This is a genomic window from Streptomyces sp. NBC_01190 (assembly GCF_045039895.1).
GTDB lineage: Bacteria > Actinomycetota > Actinomycetes > Streptomycetales > Streptomycetaceae > Actinacidiphila.
The window spans coordinates 3,781,660-3,798,428 of the sequence record NZ_CP108580.1; the positions used below are offsets into that span (position 1 = coordinate 3,781,660).

General features: G+C 71.4%; 16 protein-coding genes and 1 pseudogene. 8 read left to right on the forward strand and 9 right to left on the reverse strand.

Annotation, left to right across the window (positions count from 1 at the left end):
• Positions 1 to 40 precede the first annotated feature (40 nt).
• Positions 41 to 1,936 (reverse strand): arabinofuranosidase catalytic domain-containing protein, encoded by a 1,896-nt coding sequence (locus OG519_RS15605; RefSeq protein ID WP_405583668.1) that lies wholly within the window; start codon positions 1,934 to 1,936, stop codon positions 41 to 43.
• Between OG519_RS15605 and OG519_RS15610 the strand changes: the two genes are divergently transcribed.
• Entirely contained in the window at positions 1,925 to 2,104 is a 180-nt protein-coding gene (locus OG519_RS15610; RefSeq protein ID WP_405583670.1) for a hypothetical protein, read from the forward strand. The two genes, OG519_RS15605 and OG519_RS15610, sit on opposite strands and share 12 nt — an antisense overlap.
• Positions 2,105 to 2,172: 68 nt before the next feature.
• On the opposite strand, the gene OG519_RS15615 is transcribed toward OG519_RS15610, so the two are convergent.
• Positions 2,173 to 2,934, reverse strand: a complete 762-nt coding sequence (locus OG519_RS15615; RefSeq protein ID WP_405583672.1) for a YqjF family protein — start codon at positions 2,932 to 2,934, stop codon at positions 2,173 to 2,175.
• Between the two features lie 94 nt (positions 2,935 to 3,028).
• Positions 3,029 to 3,556 carry a helix-turn-helix domain-containing protein gene (locus tag OG519_RS15620; protein WP_405583674.1) on the reverse strand — a complete coding sequence of 176 codons (528 nt, stop codon included), beginning with the start codon at positions 3,554 to 3,556 and terminating at the stop codon, positions 3,029 to 3,031.
• A gap of 164 nt (positions 3,557 to 3,720) precedes the next feature.
• On the opposite strand from OG519_RS15620, the gene OG519_RS15625 reads away from it, so the two are divergent.
• Positions 3,721 to 4,014, forward strand: a complete 294-nt coding sequence (locus OG519_RS15625) for a helix-turn-helix domain-containing protein (RefSeq protein WP_405583676.1) — start codon at positions 3,721 to 3,723, stop codon at positions 4,012 to 4,014.
• A gap of 525 nt (positions 4,015 to 4,539) precedes the next feature.
• Here OG519_RS15625 and OG519_RS15630 read toward each other — a convergent pair.
• Together OG519_RS15630 and OG519_RS15635 are read right to left on the reverse strand one after the other, a co-directional pair.
• Entirely contained in the window at positions 4,540 to 5,049 is a 510-nt protein-coding gene (locus OG519_RS15630; RefSeq protein ID WP_405583678.1) for a universal stress protein, read from the reverse strand.
• A 153-nt stretch (positions 5,050 to 5,202) separates the two neighbouring features.
• A complete protein-coding gene (locus OG519_RS15635; RefSeq protein ID WP_405583680.1) occupies positions 5,203 to 5,832 on the reverse strand; it encodes an HAD-IA family hydrolase in 630 nt (209 codons plus the stop codon).
• A gap of 428 nt (positions 5,833 to 6,260) precedes the next feature.
• On the opposite strand from OG519_RS15635, the pseudogene mug reads away from it, so the two are divergent.
• Positions 6,261 to 6,820 (forward strand): annotated as a pseudogene (gene mug / locus OG519_RS15640) (G/U mismatch-specific DNA glycosylase).
• A gap of 226 nt (positions 6,821 to 7,046) precedes the next feature.
• Positions 7,047 to 8,687 (forward strand): glycoside hydrolase family 27 protein, encoded by a 1,641-nt coding sequence (locus OG519_RS15645; protein WP_405583682.1) that lies wholly within the window; start codon positions 7,047 to 7,049, stop codon positions 8,685 to 8,687.
• 94 nt (positions 8,688 to 8,781) lie between these two features.
• Here OG519_RS15645 and OG519_RS15650 read toward each other — a convergent pair whose 3' ends face one another.
• The gene (locus OG519_RS15650; protein ID WP_405583684.1) at positions 8,782 to 9,927 is read right to left on the reverse strand and encodes a glutathione-independent formaldehyde dehydrogenase; all 1,146 of its coding nucleotides are present in this window, start codon (positions 9,925 to 9,927) and stop codon (positions 8,782 to 8,784) included.
• 256 nt (positions 9,928 to 10,183) lie between these two features.
• On the opposite strand from OG519_RS15650, the gene OG519_RS15655 reads away from it, so the two are divergent.
• The 3 genes from OG519_RS15655 (at position 10,184) to OG519_RS15665 (ending at position 12,334) form a co-directional block, all read left to right on the forward strand.
• Positions 10,184 to 10,462, forward strand: a complete 279-nt coding sequence (locus OG519_RS15655) for a CopG family transcriptional regulator (RefSeq protein WP_405583686.1) — start codon at positions 10,184 to 10,186, stop codon at positions 10,460 to 10,462.
• On the forward strand, positions 10,459 to 10,899 hold the full coding sequence (locus OG519_RS15660) for a hypothetical protein (RefSeq protein WP_405583688.1): 441 nt from the start codon (positions 10,459 to 10,461) through the stop codon (positions 10,897 to 10,899). Before OG519_RS15655 ends, OG519_RS15660 begins: the two co-directional genes overlap by 4 nt.
• A 265-nt stretch (positions 10,900 to 11,164) precedes the next feature.
• Entirely contained in the window at positions 11,165 to 12,334 is a 1,170-nt protein-coding gene (locus tag OG519_RS15665) for a S8 family peptidase (RefSeq protein ID WP_405583690.1), read from the forward strand.
• 154 nt (positions 12,335 to 12,488) lie between these two features.
• Here the strand turns inward: OG519_RS15665 and OG519_RS15670 are convergent, their stop codons facing one another.
• The 3 genes from OG519_RS15670 to OG519_RS15680 form a co-directional block, all read right to left on the reverse strand.
• Complete coding sequence (locus OG519_RS15670; RefSeq protein ID WP_405583691.1) at positions 12,489 to 13,994, reverse strand: DEAD/DEAH box helicase; 1,506 nt, start codon at positions 13,992 to 13,994, stop codon at positions 12,489 to 12,491.
• Between the two features lie 437 nt (positions 13,995 to 14,431).
• Positions 14,432 to 14,635 (reverse strand): cold-shock protein, encoded by a 204-nt coding sequence (locus OG519_RS15675; RefSeq protein ID WP_401818435.1) that lies wholly within the window; start codon positions 14,633 to 14,635, stop codon positions 14,432 to 14,434.
• A 300-nt stretch (positions 14,636 to 14,935) separates the two neighbouring features.
• A complete protein-coding gene (locus OG519_RS15680; protein WP_405592750.1) occupies positions 14,936 to 15,265 on the reverse strand; it encodes a MerR family transcriptional regulator in 330 nt (109 codons plus the stop codon).
• Between the two features lie 403 nt (positions 15,266 to 15,668).
• Between OG519_RS15680 and OG519_RS15685 the strand changes: the two genes are divergently transcribed.
• Positions 15,669 to 16,763, forward strand: a complete 1,095-nt coding sequence (locus tag OG519_RS15685) for a glutamate--cysteine ligase (RefSeq protein ID WP_405592752.1) — start codon at positions 15,669 to 15,671, stop codon at positions 16,761 to 16,763.
• The last annotated feature ends 6 nt before the right edge of the window (positions 16,764 to 16,769 follow it).

Consider the following 16,769-nt stretch of genomic DNA (forward strand, 5'->3'; position numbering starts at 1 on the left):
TCAGCCCGACGCAGCTCAACCCAGGCTGAATCAGTTCGGCTCAGCTCAGTGCGAACTTCTGCGCCGTGCTGCCGTTGCAGTCCCAGATCTGGAGCCGGGTCCCGTTCGCCGTCGCGCCGCTCGGCGCGTCGAGGCACCGCCCCGACTGCGGATTACGGAGCGAGCCGTCGGCCTGCTGGTTCCAGACCTGGCCGCCCACCCCGTCGCAGTCCCACAACTCGACCTGGGCGCCGGCCGCCGTACCGTTGCCGACGATGTCCAGGCAACGACCCAGCGTGCTCAGCGAGCCGTTGGCGTTGTGGAACCAGTGCTGGTCGAGGGCGTAGGACTGGCAGTCCCACAACTGCACCGCCGTACCGTTGACGCCGGTGTCGTCGGCCGCGACGTCCACGCACTTGGCGCCGGGGCCGACGATCGGGCCGCCGCCGTTGACGGAGAACTTCTGCGCCGTGCTGCCGTTACAGTCCCAGATCTGGAGCCGGGTCCCGTTCGCCGTCGCGCCGCTCGGCGCGTCGAGGCACCGCCCCGACTGCGGATTACGGAGCGAGCCGTCGGCCTGCTGGACCCACTTCTGGCCGCCGACGCCGTTGCAGTCCCACAGCTCCACCTGGGCGCCGGCCGCCGTACCGTTGCCCACGACGTCCAGACAACGACCCAGCGTACTCAGCGAGTTGTCGGCGTTGTGGGTCCAGTGCTGGTCGAGGGCGTAGGACTGGCAGTCCCACAACTGCACCGCCGTACCGTTGACGCCGGTGTCGTCGGCGGCGACGTCGAGGCACTTGCCACCGGGCCCGGTGACGGTGGATCCCGAACTGCCGCCGCTGCTGCCGGAGTAGCCGGCCGCGACGATATTGGCCTGCACGGCGTTGTCGGCGGCGTCCGTGGAGTAGCCGGCCGTCATCACGCCCTCGAAGAAGGAGCCGATGGAGGCGTTGCTGTTGTCGCCCCCGGTGCCGAGGACGATGGAGCCTTCCTGGTGCATCGGGGTGTAACCACCGGTGGGCAGGGGGCCGTTGTACCAGGTGGTGAGTCCGCCCGACTGCCCGTTGCCGCCTTTGAGCGCGAAGGTGGTCTGGCCGTTGTTCTTGAGCAGGGCGGTCACGTAGTTGCTGGCGTTGCCCTGGTTCGCGGTATTGGAGCCGCGCCCTTGGAACAGGCCGTTCTCGAGGTCGCCGGCCACCCAGGGGCCGATGCCCGTACAGGGCGGGAAATAGCAGGTGGTGCCGAGGTTCACCGCGTCCATGTGGCCGTTGCCCGTGTCGGTGACCTCGTGCTCGACATTGCCGTAGTCGAAGCAGCATCCGCCGTTGACGTGGGTGCCGCTGGCCACCATGTACATCGACTCCGGCTGCCCGTTGGTGGCGACGCCGGCCGCTGAGGTCCGCCGGTAGCCGGTGCCGGGCGAGATGTAGACGCCGTAGACGGAGTGGCCCGCGATGGTCATCGGCAGCGCGCTCGCGGACGCGCCGCGGTCGGCCGCTCCCGCCGTGCCGGCCGGCTCGATGAGCAGGTCGTTGTGTTGCGGCGACTGGTCGTAGATCTTGGTGATGACGCAGGTGGTGCCGGCGCAGAAGGTGTCCTGCGCGGCGGCGTTGGCGTACCCGCCCGCGGCCAGCAGGCCGATGTCGCGCGCGGTGTTGTCCGAGCCGCGCGTGACCTGGTAGAGGCTGCCGTTGTAGCCGGAGTAGAGCGCGCGGACCGTGCTGTGCGCGGCGACGCAAGGGGTGCCGGCGGCGGCGTAGATGTCGCAGGGCAGCGATCCGGCGGCCTGTGAGGTTCCCGGCACCGCGATGAGCAGGCCGAGTAAGCCGAGAAAGCCGAGAAAGAGGGCGAGGATCCCGCCGAGGGAGCGGGCGGTGCGCCGCGGGTGCCGGGAGCGGGGCGGGCGGGCCGACGGGGCCGGGGCCGGTATGGCGGAGCGGCGATGTCTGCGCATGTCGATGTGCTCCTTGATGGGGGGTGGGAGCTGTATCTCGTCTGCGCGGCGGCCGGCATGGCAGACATGCGGGGAGCATGGGGATCATGGGGAATCGACGTCAGCCATGAAAATAAAGGCGGTTGGTCGATTCCGTCAATATTCGATCAATATTCGATCACTTTTTGATTCTTCCATCGGGCTTCTGCGTTTGATCTTGTTCGTTTCCGCATCGCGACCTGCCGCGACCCTGGCGATCAGGGGGTGGGGCCGCCGCCCAGGCGCCGCGGACGGCCGAAGCGGACCGGGACGCCGGGTGAGTAGAGGACGCTGGGCGGCGGTCCTGACGTGGCGGGCAGGCCGGCGGCGACGATCACGTCCTCGTCCAGGGAGAGGAGTTCGGCCCGGTGCAGCGGCCAGCGCGGATGCGCGTTGGGCACGTAGACCGACCGGCCGAGGATCGCGTTGTGCATGCCCCAGCGGGCGGTCACGAAGTGGTCGAGTTCGGTCGGCCGGTCCAGCGGCGCGCCGATCCGGATCGAGAGCCGGGTCCGGGCGCCGCGCGGTCCCGGCCAGCGCCGGCTGCTGGCGTAGGTGATCATGTCGCCGTCCCGGCGTACCGCCATCCGCGACCACACGTAGGGCAGCCGGAAGGTGGCGCGGGCGACGGCGACCGGGATGAGCCGGGCGGCTTCGAGGGAACGGAAGACCACACCGCGCCGGCCGGAGGCGTCGACCGAGTACAGCCGGACGTTGGTCTCGGGGAAGGTGCCCAGATACGGCACGCCCGGCAGCCGGAACCAGCCGATCCGGTACATCCGGAAGGCGATCAGCCCGACGTACGTGACGCCGTCCAGCGTGTCCGGCCGCACCCCCGGCGGCAGCAGCGGGGCGACCACGGAGGGCGCCACCGGCCAGTGCAGAAAGGCGAGGTCGAGCCAGGTCTGCGTCAGCAGCGTCTTGTCGACGGCGCCGGGCGGCGCGTCCGCCGTCACCGGTCCGGGGTTCCGGTCCTCCACGCCCTCACCCTCGCAGAGGCCGCCGCGCCCCACCACTTGGGGCCGGCGGGGGCGGCGGGGGCGCGGCGGCTTCCTCGGCGGTTTCTTCCGGGCCTTACCGGGATTCCGCGCCTTCCGGGTCCTCCGGGGCTTCGCCGGGAACGGGGAGCGGGTCCGGGGGCTGCCAGTCGGGGGTCTGGGCGAAGAAGACGTTGATCCGGTCGACCAGGGTGCTGTACTCGGCGCGGCTCAGGCCGTTGCGGGCCTGGCGCAGGAGCGCCTCCAGCATGTACCAGCGTTCGTCGACGCGGATCTGGGAGCCGGCCTGGAGAGCGGCGGCGGTGTCCTGGTCCGGCTTGTCCGCCTCGATGGCGAGCAGCGCGGCCGCGGCGTCGGGGCGGCCGACCTCGGTCAGGTCGCCGGGGGAGACGCCGACGACGTGGGCCATCCGGGCCAGGGTCTCGTCGCGGCTGCGGAAGGGGACCTTCTCGCCGCCGACCGCCTGGTAGCCGGAGACGATCTGCCGCCACCTGGTCTCGCTGATGCCGGCGCGCAGTGCGGCCTGGCGTTGGGAGAACGGTGATGTCTTGAGGGCTGCCTTGATCAGCTCCCCCTCGGGCGGCGCGGGTGGGCGCTCAGTCATGCGGCGAGCTTCGCACAACTACGCATTCAGCGTCCACCTCGGATGGGTGAAGGGTGAGGCGGACGCTGGGCGGACTTGCACATCTACGCGCTAGTAGCTGTTTTATTGTGCGTAGTTTGCTGGTACTACTTGTGACACGCGCTACTACGCGCTACTTTTTCTGTATGACATCGCGCACCCGCACCCGGCCGAGCAGGCTCCATCAGGAGCCGGAAGCGGTCACCTGGGCGCGGGTGAAGTCGGGGCTGACGAAGCGGGCGCTCGCCGACCTGGTCGGCATCAGTGAGCAGCTCATGGGCGAGATCGAGTCGGGCTGGCGCAGCGCCACCCCGGCCAACCTCACCAAGATCGCCGAGGCGCTGAACTGCCCGATCGTGGTACTGGAGCGGAAGCGGTGCGCCGACGCGGACGGTACGGCGGGGGCGGCGGCGGCCGCTCCGGCCGCCGCGGCGGAGTGAGGGCGCCTGCGGCGGCGCGGTGGCTGCGGCGGCGGGGCGGCGGATGACGCCAAGGTGGCATATGCCAAGTCGTGGGACCTGGGGTGCCCACCGGCGGCCATTGGCCATGATGAAGTGAGCACGTGGCACGTACGACCAGCTCGTACGGGCAAGGACGCGGAGGCCGCCACCGGCTAAAGAGGACGGCCCCCGCACAGCCGGTTTTACCGGTCGCTGACGCGCTGGTAGGTCCAGACTGCAATCTGGATGATCCACCAGGCAACACGTAAGCGATCGGCACTCCGGAGGCTGTTCGGCTTCCGGTGCTTCATCTGGTTGCTGCTCCTCTCCTCGTACACCGCACCGAGATGTGCGGAGAGAGCGGCAGCGGCCGGGTGCCGACTGCCCGTCAGATTACGGGCCCGCCCTTTTCCGCGTCTGGCACTTGCCGAATTGCCCGCCTTGACCCCTGCTGCCGCCGCCCGCACCTCGGCTGAGCGGGCCGTTCCGCCCGCCCCTCCGGGTCCCCCGCGGGGGCAACCCGGGTCAGGTCGTGCGGCCCAGGGGGCGGGGGACAAGGGATCGGGGGCCGCGTTCGAGGTCGCGCATCAGGGCGAGTGGCGGGACCGCGAGGACGGCGCACGCGGCGTGGGACAGGCAGTGGCGGCTGACCGCGCCGTGGACGAGCCGGCGGATGCCGCCCTGCCGGCCGGTGCCGACCACGAGCAGATCGTCCGCCCGGTCCGCGATCCGTACCAGCGCGGCCCCGGCGTCACCGCGCACCACCACCGCCCGTACGGCCACGCCTCGGGGCACGCCGCCGAGGGCCTCCCGGAAGACACGGGCGAGCCGGTCGGCGGCGCCGTCCTCCGCGGACCTCAGCAGCGGCGGGCAGGGCGACCGGTGATACGCCATCTCGCCGCCGGGCGGGGTCCACGCCATCACCACCAGCAGCTCCGCGTCCCGGCCCCGCGCCTCGTCCACCGCCCGGTGCAGCGCGGCGAGGCTGCGCAGCGACCCGCTCACCCCGACCACGACCCGCCCGCCCTGCGCCATCTCGCTCCGCTTCCTTCCCGGGACCGCCCGGCACGCCGTCCGCCGCGCCACCCCCTCAGCGAATCCCCCAGCCCCGGCCCAGCCCCTCCCCTGACACATCCCCTACGCCCGTCCGCCCCCGCCTGACACCCCCTTAACGCCGCCGGGGACGGGCTACGCGGCGCCCGGCAGGCTGATGTTCAGCCGGGACTCCAGGTGGGCGATCGTCGCGGCGGGGGTGGTCGCCAGGATCGTGGTGATGCCCAGTGCCTCGGCCGGGGGGAGGTTACGGGGGGTGTCGTCGACGAAGACGCAGGCTCGCGGGGGGAGCTTCATCAGGTCGAGCATGATCGCGTAGATCTCGGGTTCCGGCTTGCGCAGCTTGTGGACGTCGGAGAGCAGCACCGCGTCGTAGTTCGCGGTCAGGTCGTAGCCGTCGTAGGGGTCGTAGGGGCCGGCGCCGAGGCTGTTGGAGAGGATTCCGACGGTGATCCCGGCGGCTCGCGCGGCGCGGGCCGCGGCGATCATCGTCGGCTCGGGATGGAGATCCTCCAGCACCCGCGCGAGCAGATCCGCGCCGTCCACGCCGAGCAGCGCGGCCGTACCCTCGTTCCACTCCGCCTGGGTGATCGCGCCGCGTTCGAGGTCCGCGTAGAGGGCGACACCCACGGGGTCCTTCGTGATGGCCTTCAGGAACGTGCCCTCGGGCAGACCCGCGCGCCGGTCGAAGCCGAGCGCGCACGCGGCGACGCTGGTGGTGAGAACGCCGCCGAAGTCGAGGATCAGGCCGGTGCGCGGGGTCACACCGCACCGCCGGCGGTCCGCCGCGCGCCGGCCGGGCACCCGCTCCGGCGGCTGACCGGCCCCGGCGGGCACCCCGGGTTTCCGGCGTCGCCGCTGCTCACGGTGGGCCTACCAGGTCTGGTGTCGATCACTGCCAACTCCCGATTCGAGGTCCGCTTCCCACCCCCAGCACACCGTACGACGCCGAAGGAACGCCTGCGGGGAGGAGGATGGCCGCTATGACCGACACGCCACCGCGCCCACCCGGTGACGGCGCCACCCCGCCCGACCGCCCCCGCCGCGCCCGGCGCCCCGGCCACCTCGCCCTCCCCGACGACCCCGGTCCCCCCGGCCGTCACGATCTGCCGGACGACCCCCACCCCGATCCCCACCCCGACCGTCACCCCGACGAGCCGCCGGCTCACCGCCGCGCCCGCGCCCGGGCTCGGCTGGAGAGCGCCCGGGAGGCCCGCCTCCCCGACCTGGTCGCCGAAGGCCTCACCGTGCTGATCGCCGGGATCAACCCGGGCCTGACCTCGGCCGCCGACGGACACCACTTCGCCACTCCCGGCAACCGCTTCTGGCCGGCCCTGCACCGCGCCGGCTCACCCCGCGGCAGCTCACCGCGCCCGAGGAGGCCGAGCTGCTGGACCTCGGTATCGGCATCACCAGCATCGTGCGCCGCCCCACCGCCCGCGCCGCCGAACTGACCAAGGCCGAACTGAAAGCCGGTGGCGCCGAGTTGCGCGGCCGGGTGCTGGAACTCCGGCCGCACTGGCTCGCCGTGCTCGGCGTGACCGGTTTCCGCGCCGCCTTCGACGCCCCCGAGGCGGCGGTCGGCCCCCAGCGGGAGACCGTCGGCGCCACCCGGCTGTGGGTGCTGCCCAACCCCAGCGGCCTCAACGCCCATTACCCGCCGGCCGCCCTCGCCACCGAGTTCGCCCGGCTCCGCCTCGCCGCCGGCCTGCCCGACCGCTCGGGTCTCCTCGCCGATCCCGCCCGTCCCTGAGCCACCGGCGTTTGAATTTGTTGGAATCATGCCTACACAGCCCTACCCAGCCCTACGCCCTCATCGGATTTTCCGCACCCGACCGTGTGCCAGCTTGTGTCAGCCTCCTTGACGGACCTTCCCGGCGCGCCGACACTGCGAATGGCCAACAATCAACAACCCTCCTCATTTTGCAACATGGTTGGCGGCTCCCGCACCCTCTCCCCCCATCGAAGGAGAAGGCTCGATGCACCCTTCCCCGCACCTGTCGCCCAGCGTCCCCCCGCACGCTTCCCCCCACCTGTCCCGGACCGCCCTCGGCGCCGCGCTCCTCCTCCTGCTGCTCCCCGCCCTCGCCCTCTTCGGCGCCGCACCCCGCGCGCACGCCCTCGACAACGGGCTGGCCAGAACACCGCCCATGGGCTGGAACGACTGGAACGCCTTCGGCTGCAACGTCAGCGAGCAGTTGATCAAGCAGACCGCCGACTACCTGGTCTCCTCCGGGCTGAAGGACGCCGGCTACCAGTACGTCAACATCGACGACTGCTGGATGGCCTCGCAGCGCGACTCCGGCGGCAACCTGGTGCCCGACCACACCAAGTTCCCCGACGGCATCACCGGCACCGCCGCCTACGTCCACGGCAAGGGCCTCAAGCTCGGCATCTACGAGAGCGCCGGCACCGCGACCTGCGCCGGCTACCCCGGAAGCCTCAACCACGAGCAGCAGGACGCGAACAGCTTCGCCTCCTGGGGCGTCGACTACCTGAAGTACGACAACTGCAACAACCAGGGCGTGCCGTGGGAGCAGCGCTACAACGCCATGCGGGACGCCCTGCACAGCACCGGCCGCGCCATCGTCTTCAGCATGTGCGAGTGGGGCGAGGACAACGTCTGGACCTGGGGCGCGGGCACCGGGAACCTGTGGCGTACGACGGGTGACATCAACGCCTCCTACGGTTCGATGCTGTCGATCTACCACAGCAATGTGCGGCTCGCCCAGTACGCCGGGCCCGGCGCCTGGAACGACCCGGACATGCTGGAGGTCGGCAACGGCATGTCCTTCACCGAGGACCGCGCCGAGTTCAGCCTGTGGTCCGAGATGGCGGCGCCGCTGATCTCCGGCACCGATCTGCGCACCGCGACACCGGCCACCCTCTCGCTCTACGGCAACAAGGCGGTCATCGCGGTGGACCAGGACCCCCTGGGCAAGCAGGGCCGGCAGGTGGCCTCGTCCGGCGGGCTCGACGTGCTGGCCAAGCCGCTCGCCAACGGCGACGTGTCGGTGGTGCTCTTCAACGAGAACGCCTCGGCCGCCACCATCAGTACGTCGGCAGCGACCGTCGGACTGCCGGCCGCCTCCTCGTACAAGCTCACCAACCTCTGGTCGAACGCGGTCAGCAGTACGAGCGGCACCATCTCGGCCTCCGTGCCGGGGCACGGCACGGTGATGTACCGGATCTCGGCGGGCAGCGGCAGCAGCACCGGGACGACGCATCCGCTGATCGGCGCGTCCTCCCACCGCTGCCTCGACGCCAACGGCGGCGCGACCGCCCCCGGCACGGCGATCGACATCTGGGACTGCGGCGGCGGCACCAACCAGGCCGCGACCCTCACCGCCGCCGGTGAACTGCGGCTCTACGGCGGAACGCAGTGCCTGGACGCCTACAACAACCAGACGAGTTCGGGGACGAAGATCCAACTCTGGACGTGCAACGGCGGCGCCAACCAGAAGTGGCAGCTCAACCCGAACGGGACGATCACCGGCGTCCAGTCCGGGCTCTGCCTCGACGTCACCGGCGGCGACCAGGCCGCGGGGAACGTCAACGGGACGGCGCTCGAGCTGTGGACGTGCAACGGCGGGTCCAACCAGCAGTGGAGCCTCGGCTGATGACCGCCTGATCCACTGCGAACGGCCTGACCCGGGCGGGTACGGACCCCGGTCCGTACCCGCCCGGGTCACGAGCGGGCGGCGATCACGGGGATCACGCCGCCAGCGCGGGGTGCAGCACCACCTTGGTGTAGCCCTCGATCCGCTTGTCGAACTTCTCGTACGCCATGGGCGCCTGCTCCAGCGGGAGTTCATGCGACACGACGAAGCTCGGCTTCGCCCGCCCGGCGATGATCAGGTCGCGCAACTGGCGGTTGTACTTCTTGACGTTGCACTGACCGGTGCCCATCCGCAGCCCCTTCTCGAAGAACTTGCCGATGGAGAAGAGCAGTTGGCCGTGCGAGGCGGCCTCGTTCGGGGCGCCGGGGTCGGACGGCACGTAGAGTCCCGGGACACCGATCATGCCGGTGGCGCGGACCGTCTCGACCAAGGCGTTGAGCACCGCGGCCGGCACCTCGTGCTCGGCGTCCTGCGACTTGGCCTGGTAGCCGACCGAGTCGATGCCCTTGTCGGTGCCGTCACCGCCTGTCTGCTCGCGGATCTGCTCCGTGGGGTCGCCCTGGGAGAAGTCGATCGGGATGGCGCCGATCTGCTCGGCCTTGGCCAGCCGCTCGGGCACCCGGTCGACGACGAAGACCTTGGAGGCGCCGCGCAGCAGCGCGGAGTAGGCGGCCATCAGGCCGACCGGGCCGGCGCCGTAGACGGCGACGCTCTCGCCAGGTGAGACCTCCGCGAGCTCACAACCGTGGTAGCCGGTCGGGAAGATGTCCGCGAGCAGCACGAAGTCGGTCTCGAACTGTTCGCCGTGCGGCAGCTTGAGGCAGTTGAAGTCGGCGAACGGCACCCGCAGCCGCTCGGCCTGACCGCCCTCGTAGGGGCCCATCGCCACATATCCGTAGGCGCCGCCGGCGAAGCCGGGGTTCACCGTCAGGCAGAATCCGGTGTTGCCCGCCATGCAGTTCTTGCAGAAACCGCACGCCACGTTGAACGGCATGACCACCCGGTCGCCGACCTTCAGGGAGACGACACCGGGGCCGGTCTCCTCGATGACGCCCATGTTCTCGTGCCCGAACACGATGCCCGGCTCGGCCGCGGTACGGCCCTCGTACATGTGCAGGTCGGAGCCGCAGATCGCGGTCGACGTGACCCGTACGATCACGTCGTTGGGATGCTGGATTCCTGGATCGTCGACTTGGGACACCTTGACGGCGTAGGGCTTCTGGTAGACAACTGCCTTCATGCTCCCACCTCCGTGAGGAGTGCTGCGGACGCGCGGCGGCGGACAGCCCGCGAGGGTCCGGCCCATCGGCCGGCGACGGGCACACACGTACGCCGTCGGCGGCGCCGTACCCGCGGCACGCCCCTTCTCGTCCAACCACCGGACCCTTCCAGCTAACGCCTCCCCGCCCACCCCGACAACCGGGACCGGGGTGTCCCGGGCCCCGCCCCACCGGCACGGTGGTAAGGGGCTCGATACGTGGAGTATGGTCACCTATATGGCGACCAAGAAGGTAACGGTGACGATTCCCGAGGAACTCCTCGAAGAGATCCGCGGCGACGCGGCGGAACGCGGCCTGTCGGCCTATGTGGCCGATGCGCTGCGGCTGAAGCGGGACCGCGACCAGCTCCAGGAGCTGGTCGACTGGCTGGAGGAGGAGCACGGCCCCGTCACCGAGGACGAGCGGGCAAGGGCGGCGGCGGAGCTGGCCGACCTCGACGACGAGCACGAACGCCGCCGTGCCGCCGCGCGGAGTCGTACGGGCGAGGCGGCGTGAGGAACCCGAAGAAGGGTCAGAGGGCGGGCGATGAGCGCCGGACCCTGCTCAGGACCTTCGTCCTCGACTCCGAGGCGCTCTCACTGGCCGTGCGGGGCGACCGGATGATGATCGCCCGGCTGGACCTGGCGGCCCGGGGGCAGGCCGAGGTGGTGACCTCACCCATGACCTTGGTCGAGGCGTACGACGGCCGAACCACCGAGCAGCGCTGGGATTGGATACTCTCCCGCCTCACCGTCGCCGAGATCGGCAAGGACGAGGCCCGCCAAGCCCGCCGCCTGCTGGCCGACGCCCAGCTCCACGGTCACAAATACGCGATCGACGCGATCCTCGCCGTCATCGCCCGCCGCAGCCCGGGCGACGTCACCGTCTTCACCTCCGACGTTGACGACCTGGAACGCCTGCTCCCCACCCACATCGCCGTCCGCAAGGTCTGACCGAAGGTACGGCCGGGGCGATCCGGCTTCACAGGATCGAGCACGCGCGGCCATGGGGCTGACGCGGAGGTGGGGGGCGGTGTGTCGTGGGGGCGGGGGTGTGGGGGACGGCGGACGGTGGGAGCGGGTCGCGGCTTCGCGTCGTCCGCCGGCGGCGGGGCCTCGGTCCGCCGGCCCCCAGCCCCCACCGCTGACTGCCCCGCCCCCGGCCCGCCGATCGCCGCTGGTCCCCCTGATCGCTCCCGCCCACGTACGGAGTCCTCGTATGCGTCTGCTCGCGCGCGGCCTCGCCGCGGCCGCCCTGCTGACCGCCCCCTTCCTCACCGCCCCGTCCGCCACCGCCCGGGTGCCCGCGCCGCTGCACCTCGCGGAGCGGGCCGTGCCGGGGCAGTACATCGTCACCCTGCACAAGAACCTCGACCCGTCGTCCTTCGCCCAGCAGTCCGCGCTCTCCCCGTTCTTCACCTACAGCAAGGTGTTCCGGGGCTTCGCCGCGACGCTCACCGCGACCCAGCTCGACCTGGTCCGCAACTCCCCCGGCGTGGCGGCGGTCGAGGAGAACGCCACCGTCACCGCCTTCGGGACCGGGGACGCGCACCGGACGAACCGGGGGGCCGCCGCCTCATGGGGACTTGACCGGATCGACCAGCATCTGCTGCCGCTGGACAACCAGTTCACCGCGACCGGCACCGGCAAGGGCGCCACCGCTTACATCGTGGACACCGGTATCGACTACGGGCACAGTGAGTTCGGCGGCCGGGCGGTCCCCGGCTTCGACGCGATCGACGACGGCCGCGCCGGCCAGGACTGCGCCGGCCACGGCACCCACGTCGCCGGCACGGTCGGCGGCGCCACGTACGGGATCGCCCGCCAGGCCGCGCTGGTCAGCGTCCGGGTGCTCGACTGCCAGGGCAACGGCACGCTCGCCGGCGTCATCGCCGGCTTCGACTGGGTGGCCGGCCACGCCAAGCAGCCCGCCGTGCTCAACGCCTCGCTCGGCGGCGACCCCTCACCGGCGCTCAACCAGGCGGTCGGCGAGGTGTGGGACAGCGGTGTCCTGCCGGTGGTCGCGGCCGGCAACGACGCCAAGGACGCCTGCCAGGTGTCCCCGGCGAGCGCCGACGACGCGATCGCCGTCGGGGCGAGCGACCGGGACGACAAGGAGGCCGGCTTCAGCAACTTCGGTTCGTGCGTGTCGCTCTTCGCACCCGGCAAGGCCATCGTCTCGGCCAAGCTCGGCGGCGGCAGCATCGCGATGGACGGCACGTCGATGGCCAGCCCGCACGTCGCGGGCGTCGCCCTGCTCTACACGGCCGCCAACCCGACGGCGACCCCGGCGGCCGTATCGACCTGGCTCACCGACCAGTCCACCAAGAACGTCCTGACCGTCGCCCAGAACACCCCCGACCAGCTCCTCTTCACCGGCGCCCTCTAACCCCAAAGGGCGCGGCCCCCCCAACCGGGAAGACCGCGCCCTCAACGAGCAAACGGGGGCGCCCCAAGGGGCGCGAGGAACCGCGTGCTCAGCCCCCCACGGCGGAGAGCCGACCACCAACCGCGGCCGGCCCCCACCTCACCCGCTCAAAAACTCACGCCGCGTTGCTGTACGCCGCCCGCCCGCGCCCCTGCGAGGGCCTGCTGCGACGGCCGCGCGAAGCCACCCGCCGCTCCGCCACCGGCGCACTGATAATCACCGGCACCCCCGAAGGCGTCCTCGCCCCGGTGATCCGGCTCAGCTCCGCCTCACCCGAGCGGACCGACGTGGTCTGCGGAGTGATCCCCGCGTCGGCCATCAGCCGGCTCATCCCGCGCCGCTGGCTCGGCACCACCAGCGTGACGACCAGACCGGACTCGCCGGCCCGCGCCGTACGACCGCCGCGGTGCAGATAGTCCTTGTGGTCGCTCGGCGGGTCGACGTTGACGACCAGGTCGAGGTTGTCGACGTGGATACCGCGGGCCGCCACATTGGTGGCGACCAGCACCGTCACATGCCCGGTCTTGAACTGCGCCAGCGTCCGGGTCCGCTGCGGCTGCGACTTGCCGCCGTGCAGCGCCGCCGCCCGTACCCCGCTCTTCAGCAGGTGCTGGGTGAGCTTGTCGACCGCGTGCTTGGTGTCCAAGAACATCAGCACCCGGCCCTCGCGCGCCGCGATCTCGGTGATCGTCGCGTACTTGTCCGCCTCGTGCACCTGGAGCACGTGGTGCTCCATCGCGGTGACGGTGCCGACCGACGCGTCCACCGAGTGCACCACCGGGTCGGACAGGTAGCGCCGGACCAGCAGGTCGATGTTGCGGTCCAGGGTCGCCGAGAAGAGCATCCGCTGACCGTCCGGACGTACCTGGTCGAGCAGCTCGGTGACCTGCGGCATGAAGCCCATGTCGGCCATCTGGTCGGCCTCGTCGAGCACCGTGATGGCGACCCGGTCGAGCCGGCAGTCACCGCGGTCGATCAGGTCCTTCAGCCGTCCGGGCGTCGCGACGACCACCTCGGAGCCGCCGCGCAGCGCGCTCGCCTGGCGGCCGATCGACATCCCGCCGACGACCGTGGTGAGCCGAAGACGCAGCGTGCGGGCGTACGGGGTGAGCGCGTCGGTGACCTGCTGGGCCAGTTCCCGGGTGGGGACCAGCACCATCGCCAGCGGCTGGCGGGGCTCGGCGCGCTGTCCGGCGGTACGGGCCAGCAGCGCCAGACCGAAGGCGAGCGTCTTGCCGGAGCCGGTACGGCCGCGGCCCAGCACATCCCGGCCGGCCAGCGAGTTCGGCAGCGTGGCGCCCTGGATCGGGAACGGCACGGTGACGCCCTGCCGGGTCAGCTCGGCGAGCAGCGGCGCGGGCATGTCGAGGTCGGCGAAGGCCTCGACCGCCGGCAGCGCCGGGGTGACCGTCACCGGCAACGCGAACTCGCCCTGTACGGGGGTGGATCGGCGCCCGTAACCACCGGAGCGGTTGCCGGACGGCGCGCCGTAGCGACCGCCCCGGCCGGAGCCGCCGGAGTTGCCGGAGCCCGCGTAGCCACCGGAGCCCGCGTAGCCGCCCGAGCCACCGCCGGAGCGGGTACGGGAGAAGCGGTCGTTCGAACGAGTTGTGCGATTCATGCGAAACCTTCCTCGATACGGCACGCGTCGAGGCATTCCGGCGGCACAGTGGCCGCACTGGGAATCGCAAGAAACGAGCCGAAGAAAATGGCGAGACGAAACGGGACGGAATAAACCGGCCCGGCGTTTCGAAGTCGACGTCGGTGTCGAAAAGGGGGACGGGGGCGACCGGACCGAAGCCGGGCGCTGTGCCGGATCACGGGAGCCGGGTGCGGAGGTCCGCTGCCCGGCGCCGGGCGGTTCCGGTGCTGAGAAGTGCTGAGCACACCGTCCCGCGCGGTTCGTACAGCCGTACGTGAGGCTGCGCGTGGCTCCGGGGGTCACGGCCGTGCGGACACGACTCGCGGCTCACCGTCCACGGGGTACCGCCAAAAAGCCGACGAGCCGGGACCCGCACCCCAAGGTGCGGGCCCCAGCTTCGTCGTGCGTGTCAAGCGTCAGGCGGGAGTGATGTTCTCCGCCTGGGGGCCCTTCTGGCCCTGCGTGACGTCGAAGTTAACCTTCTGGCCTTCCTGAAGCTCGCGGAAGCCCTGGGCGGCGATGTTCGAGTAGTGGGCGAAGACGTCAGCGCCGCCGCCGTCCTGCTCGATGAAGCCGAAACCCTTTTCCGCGTTGAACCACTTCACGGTGCCAGATGCCATATTGAATCTCCTTTGGGGCAGTGCCCGGTGCCCGCACTGTGCGGACTCCGCGTCGCCGCAATGATTGCCCCATCCGGAGAAAAATACACCGGACACAGAAAAGTGCGCCTACCGGAACTGAGGCCGGCAAGAGCACCTGAAGTCTTTGGGAACCACAACTGCAACTGAGAGCGACGATAGCACGGAAGCAAGATCGGGGCCCGGCGACTTTCGGAGCGCCGGATCCCGGCCCGGAAAATTCTCGCCCTGCCATAACCCTTAATTCTGCCACTGCGACGACAGATATTCGCTCGGCGGGCGTCAGGCCGTGCCATCCGTGTCGCCCGTGCCGCCCGTGTCACCCACCGCGCCCGTGGCGTCACCCGAGCCGGGGCCCGCGGCGGGCCGGCGCAGCTCGTCGTTGAGCCGCAGCGCCTCTTCGAGCTGGTCCTCCAGGATGACGATCCGGCAGGCGGAGTCGATGGGGGTGCCGGCGTCCACCAGCTCACGGGCCCGGGCGGCGATCCGGAGCTGATAGCGCGAGTAGCGGCGGTGGCCGCCCTCCGAGCGCAGCGGCGTGATGAGCCGGGCCTCGCCGATGGCGCGCAGGAAGGCGGGCGTGGAGCCGATCATCTCGGCCGCCCGGCCCATGGTGTACGCGGGATAGTCGTCGTCGTCCAGCGGATCGGGGACACGCGGTGTGGACTCGGGGGGCACTTGCACCTCTTCTACGGGCGCTGCGCGCCTCTCTGTCGCCGCACGGCCGCTGCCGTACCCCGTCGACTCTACTGCGGCCGCGACAGCTTTTCGCTCCGCCGTCGGATCAGCTCGTCCTGCGTACGGGTGAGCCGGGCGATCACCGCGGCGGGTATGCCCGCGGCGGGGGTGACAACAACCACAGCCCGGCGCCGGAGCCGCGCCCGGAGCCGCCACGCGGCAGCGCCGCAGGTCGCCCGCCGCCCGCCCGCCTTCGGGCCCGGCCGCCGTGCATCCGTTGGGGGAGCCGGACGGAGCGCGGGGTGATTCCGGCGAGTCCGATGGGTAGTCCGTGGCCATGATCACTGTCGGCGTCGAGGAAGAGTACTTGCTGCTTGACCCGGTCACCGCGCTCCCGGTGGCGCTCGCGGAAGAGGTCAGGGCGGCGGCGGGGCTGGCGCCGATCGCGGAGACCGGCGAGGTGCAGTCGGAGCTGCTCCAGGCCCAGGTGGAGGTGGCCACCCCGATCTGCTCCACGCTGGACGAGGTCGGCGGCCATCTGCTGCGGCTGCGGCACGCGGTCGCGACGGCGGCGGCGTCGGTCGGCTGCCGGGTCGCGGCCTGCGGCGCGGCGCCGCTGCGCGGCACCCTGCCGGTGCCGGTGACCCAGAATCCGCGCTATCTCTCGCTCCAGATCCTGGCGCCGCGGCTGGTCGACGAGAACCTGATCAACGGGATGCATGTGCACGCGGCGGTGCCGGACCGGGAGACGGGGGTGGCCGTGCTGAACCGGATCCGCACCTGGCTGCCGGTGCTGGTCGCGATGGGCGCCAACTCCCCGCTGTGGGAGGGCCACGACACCGGCTTCGCGAGCTGGCGCACGGTGATCTTCGGCCGCTGGCCGGTGAGCGGGCCGCCGCCGTCGTTCACCGGCGCCGCCGACTACGACCGCAGGATCGAGGTGCTGGTGGCGGCCGGGGCGGTGAACGACGTACGGCAGCTCTACTGGCAGGCGCGCCTGTCGGAGCGCTACCCCACCATCGAGGTGCGCTGTCTCGACGTCCAGCTCACCGCCGAGGACGCGGTGATGTTCGCCGGGCTGGTCCGCGCCCTGGTGTCCGCCGCCCTGCGCGCGGAGCGGGCCGGCGAACCCCTCGGGCACTGTCCGCCCGAGCTGCTGCGGGCGGCGGACTGGCACGCGGCCCGGCACGGCCTGGACAGCACGCTGATCGATCCGCGGGGCCATTCCCGGCGGGCCGGGGAGATGGTGGCCGCGCTGCTGGAGCATGTCGAGCCGGACCTGGCGGAGTCCGGCGACACCCGGGAGGTGAGTTCGCTCGTCCACCGCCTGTTGCGCGAGGGCACACCCGCCGACCGGCAGCGGCGCGCGATGGCCACCGGCGGGCTGCCCGCGCTCACGGATCTCATCACCGGCCAGGAGGTGGAGCTTTGAGGCCGG

What these genes read in the sequence shown, in the direction of transcription:
- OG519_RS15610 (WP_405583670.1), top strand. Translation starts at nt 1,925, where the DNA reads ATGTCTGCGCATGTCGATGTGCTCCTTGATGGGGGGTGGGAGCTGTAT.
- OG519_RS15605 (WP_405583668.1), bottom strand. Translation starts at nt 1,936, where the DNA reads ATGCGCAGACATCGCCGCTCCGCCATACCGGCCCCGGCCCCGTCGGCC.
- OG519_RS15620 (WP_405583674.1), bottom strand. Translation starts at nt 3,556, where the DNA reads ATGACTGAGCGCCCACCCGCGCCGCCCGAGGGGGAGCTGATCAAGGCA.
- OG519_RS15625 (WP_405583676.1), top strand. Translation starts at nt 3,721, where the DNA reads ATGACATCGCGCACCCGCACCCGGCCGAGCAGGCTCCATCAGGAGCCG.
- OG519_RS15630 (WP_405583678.1), bottom strand. Translation starts at nt 5,049, where the DNA reads ATGGCGCAGGGCGGGCGGGTCGTGGTCGGGGTGAGCGGGTCGCTGCGC.
- OG519_RS15645 (WP_405583682.1), top strand. Translation starts at nt 7,047, where the DNA reads ATGCACCCTTCCCCGCACCTGTCGCCCAGCGTCCCCCCGCACGCTTCC.
- OG519_RS15650 (WP_405583684.1), bottom strand. Translation starts at nt 9,927, where the DNA reads ATGAAGGCAGTTGTCTACCAGAAGCCCTACGCCGTCAAGGTGTCCCAA.
- OG519_RS15655 (WP_405583686.1), top strand. Translation starts at nt 10,184, where the DNA reads ATGGCGACCAAGAAGGTAACGGTGACGATTCCCGAGGAACTCCTCGAA.
- OG519_RS15665 (WP_405583690.1), top strand. Translation starts at nt 11,165, where the DNA reads ATGCGTCTGCTCGCGCGCGGCCTCGCCGCGGCCGCCCTGCTGACCGCC.
- OG519_RS15670 (WP_405583691.1), bottom strand. Translation starts at nt 13,994, where the DNA reads ATGAATCGCACAACTCGTTCGAACGACCGCTTCTCCCGTACCCGCTCC.
- OG519_RS15675 (WP_401818435.1), bottom strand. Translation starts at nt 14,635, where the DNA reads ATGGCATCTGGCACCGTGAAGTGGTTCAACGCGGAAAAGGGTTTCGGC.
- OG519_RS15680 (WP_405592750.1), bottom strand. Translation starts at nt 15,265, where the DNA reads ATGGGCCGGGCGGCCGAGATGATCGGCTCCACGCCCGCCTTCCTGCGC.
- OG519_RS15685 (WP_405592752.1), top strand. Translation starts at nt 15,669, where the DNA reads ATGATCACTGTCGGCGTCGAGGAAGAGTACTTGCTGCTTGACCCGGTC.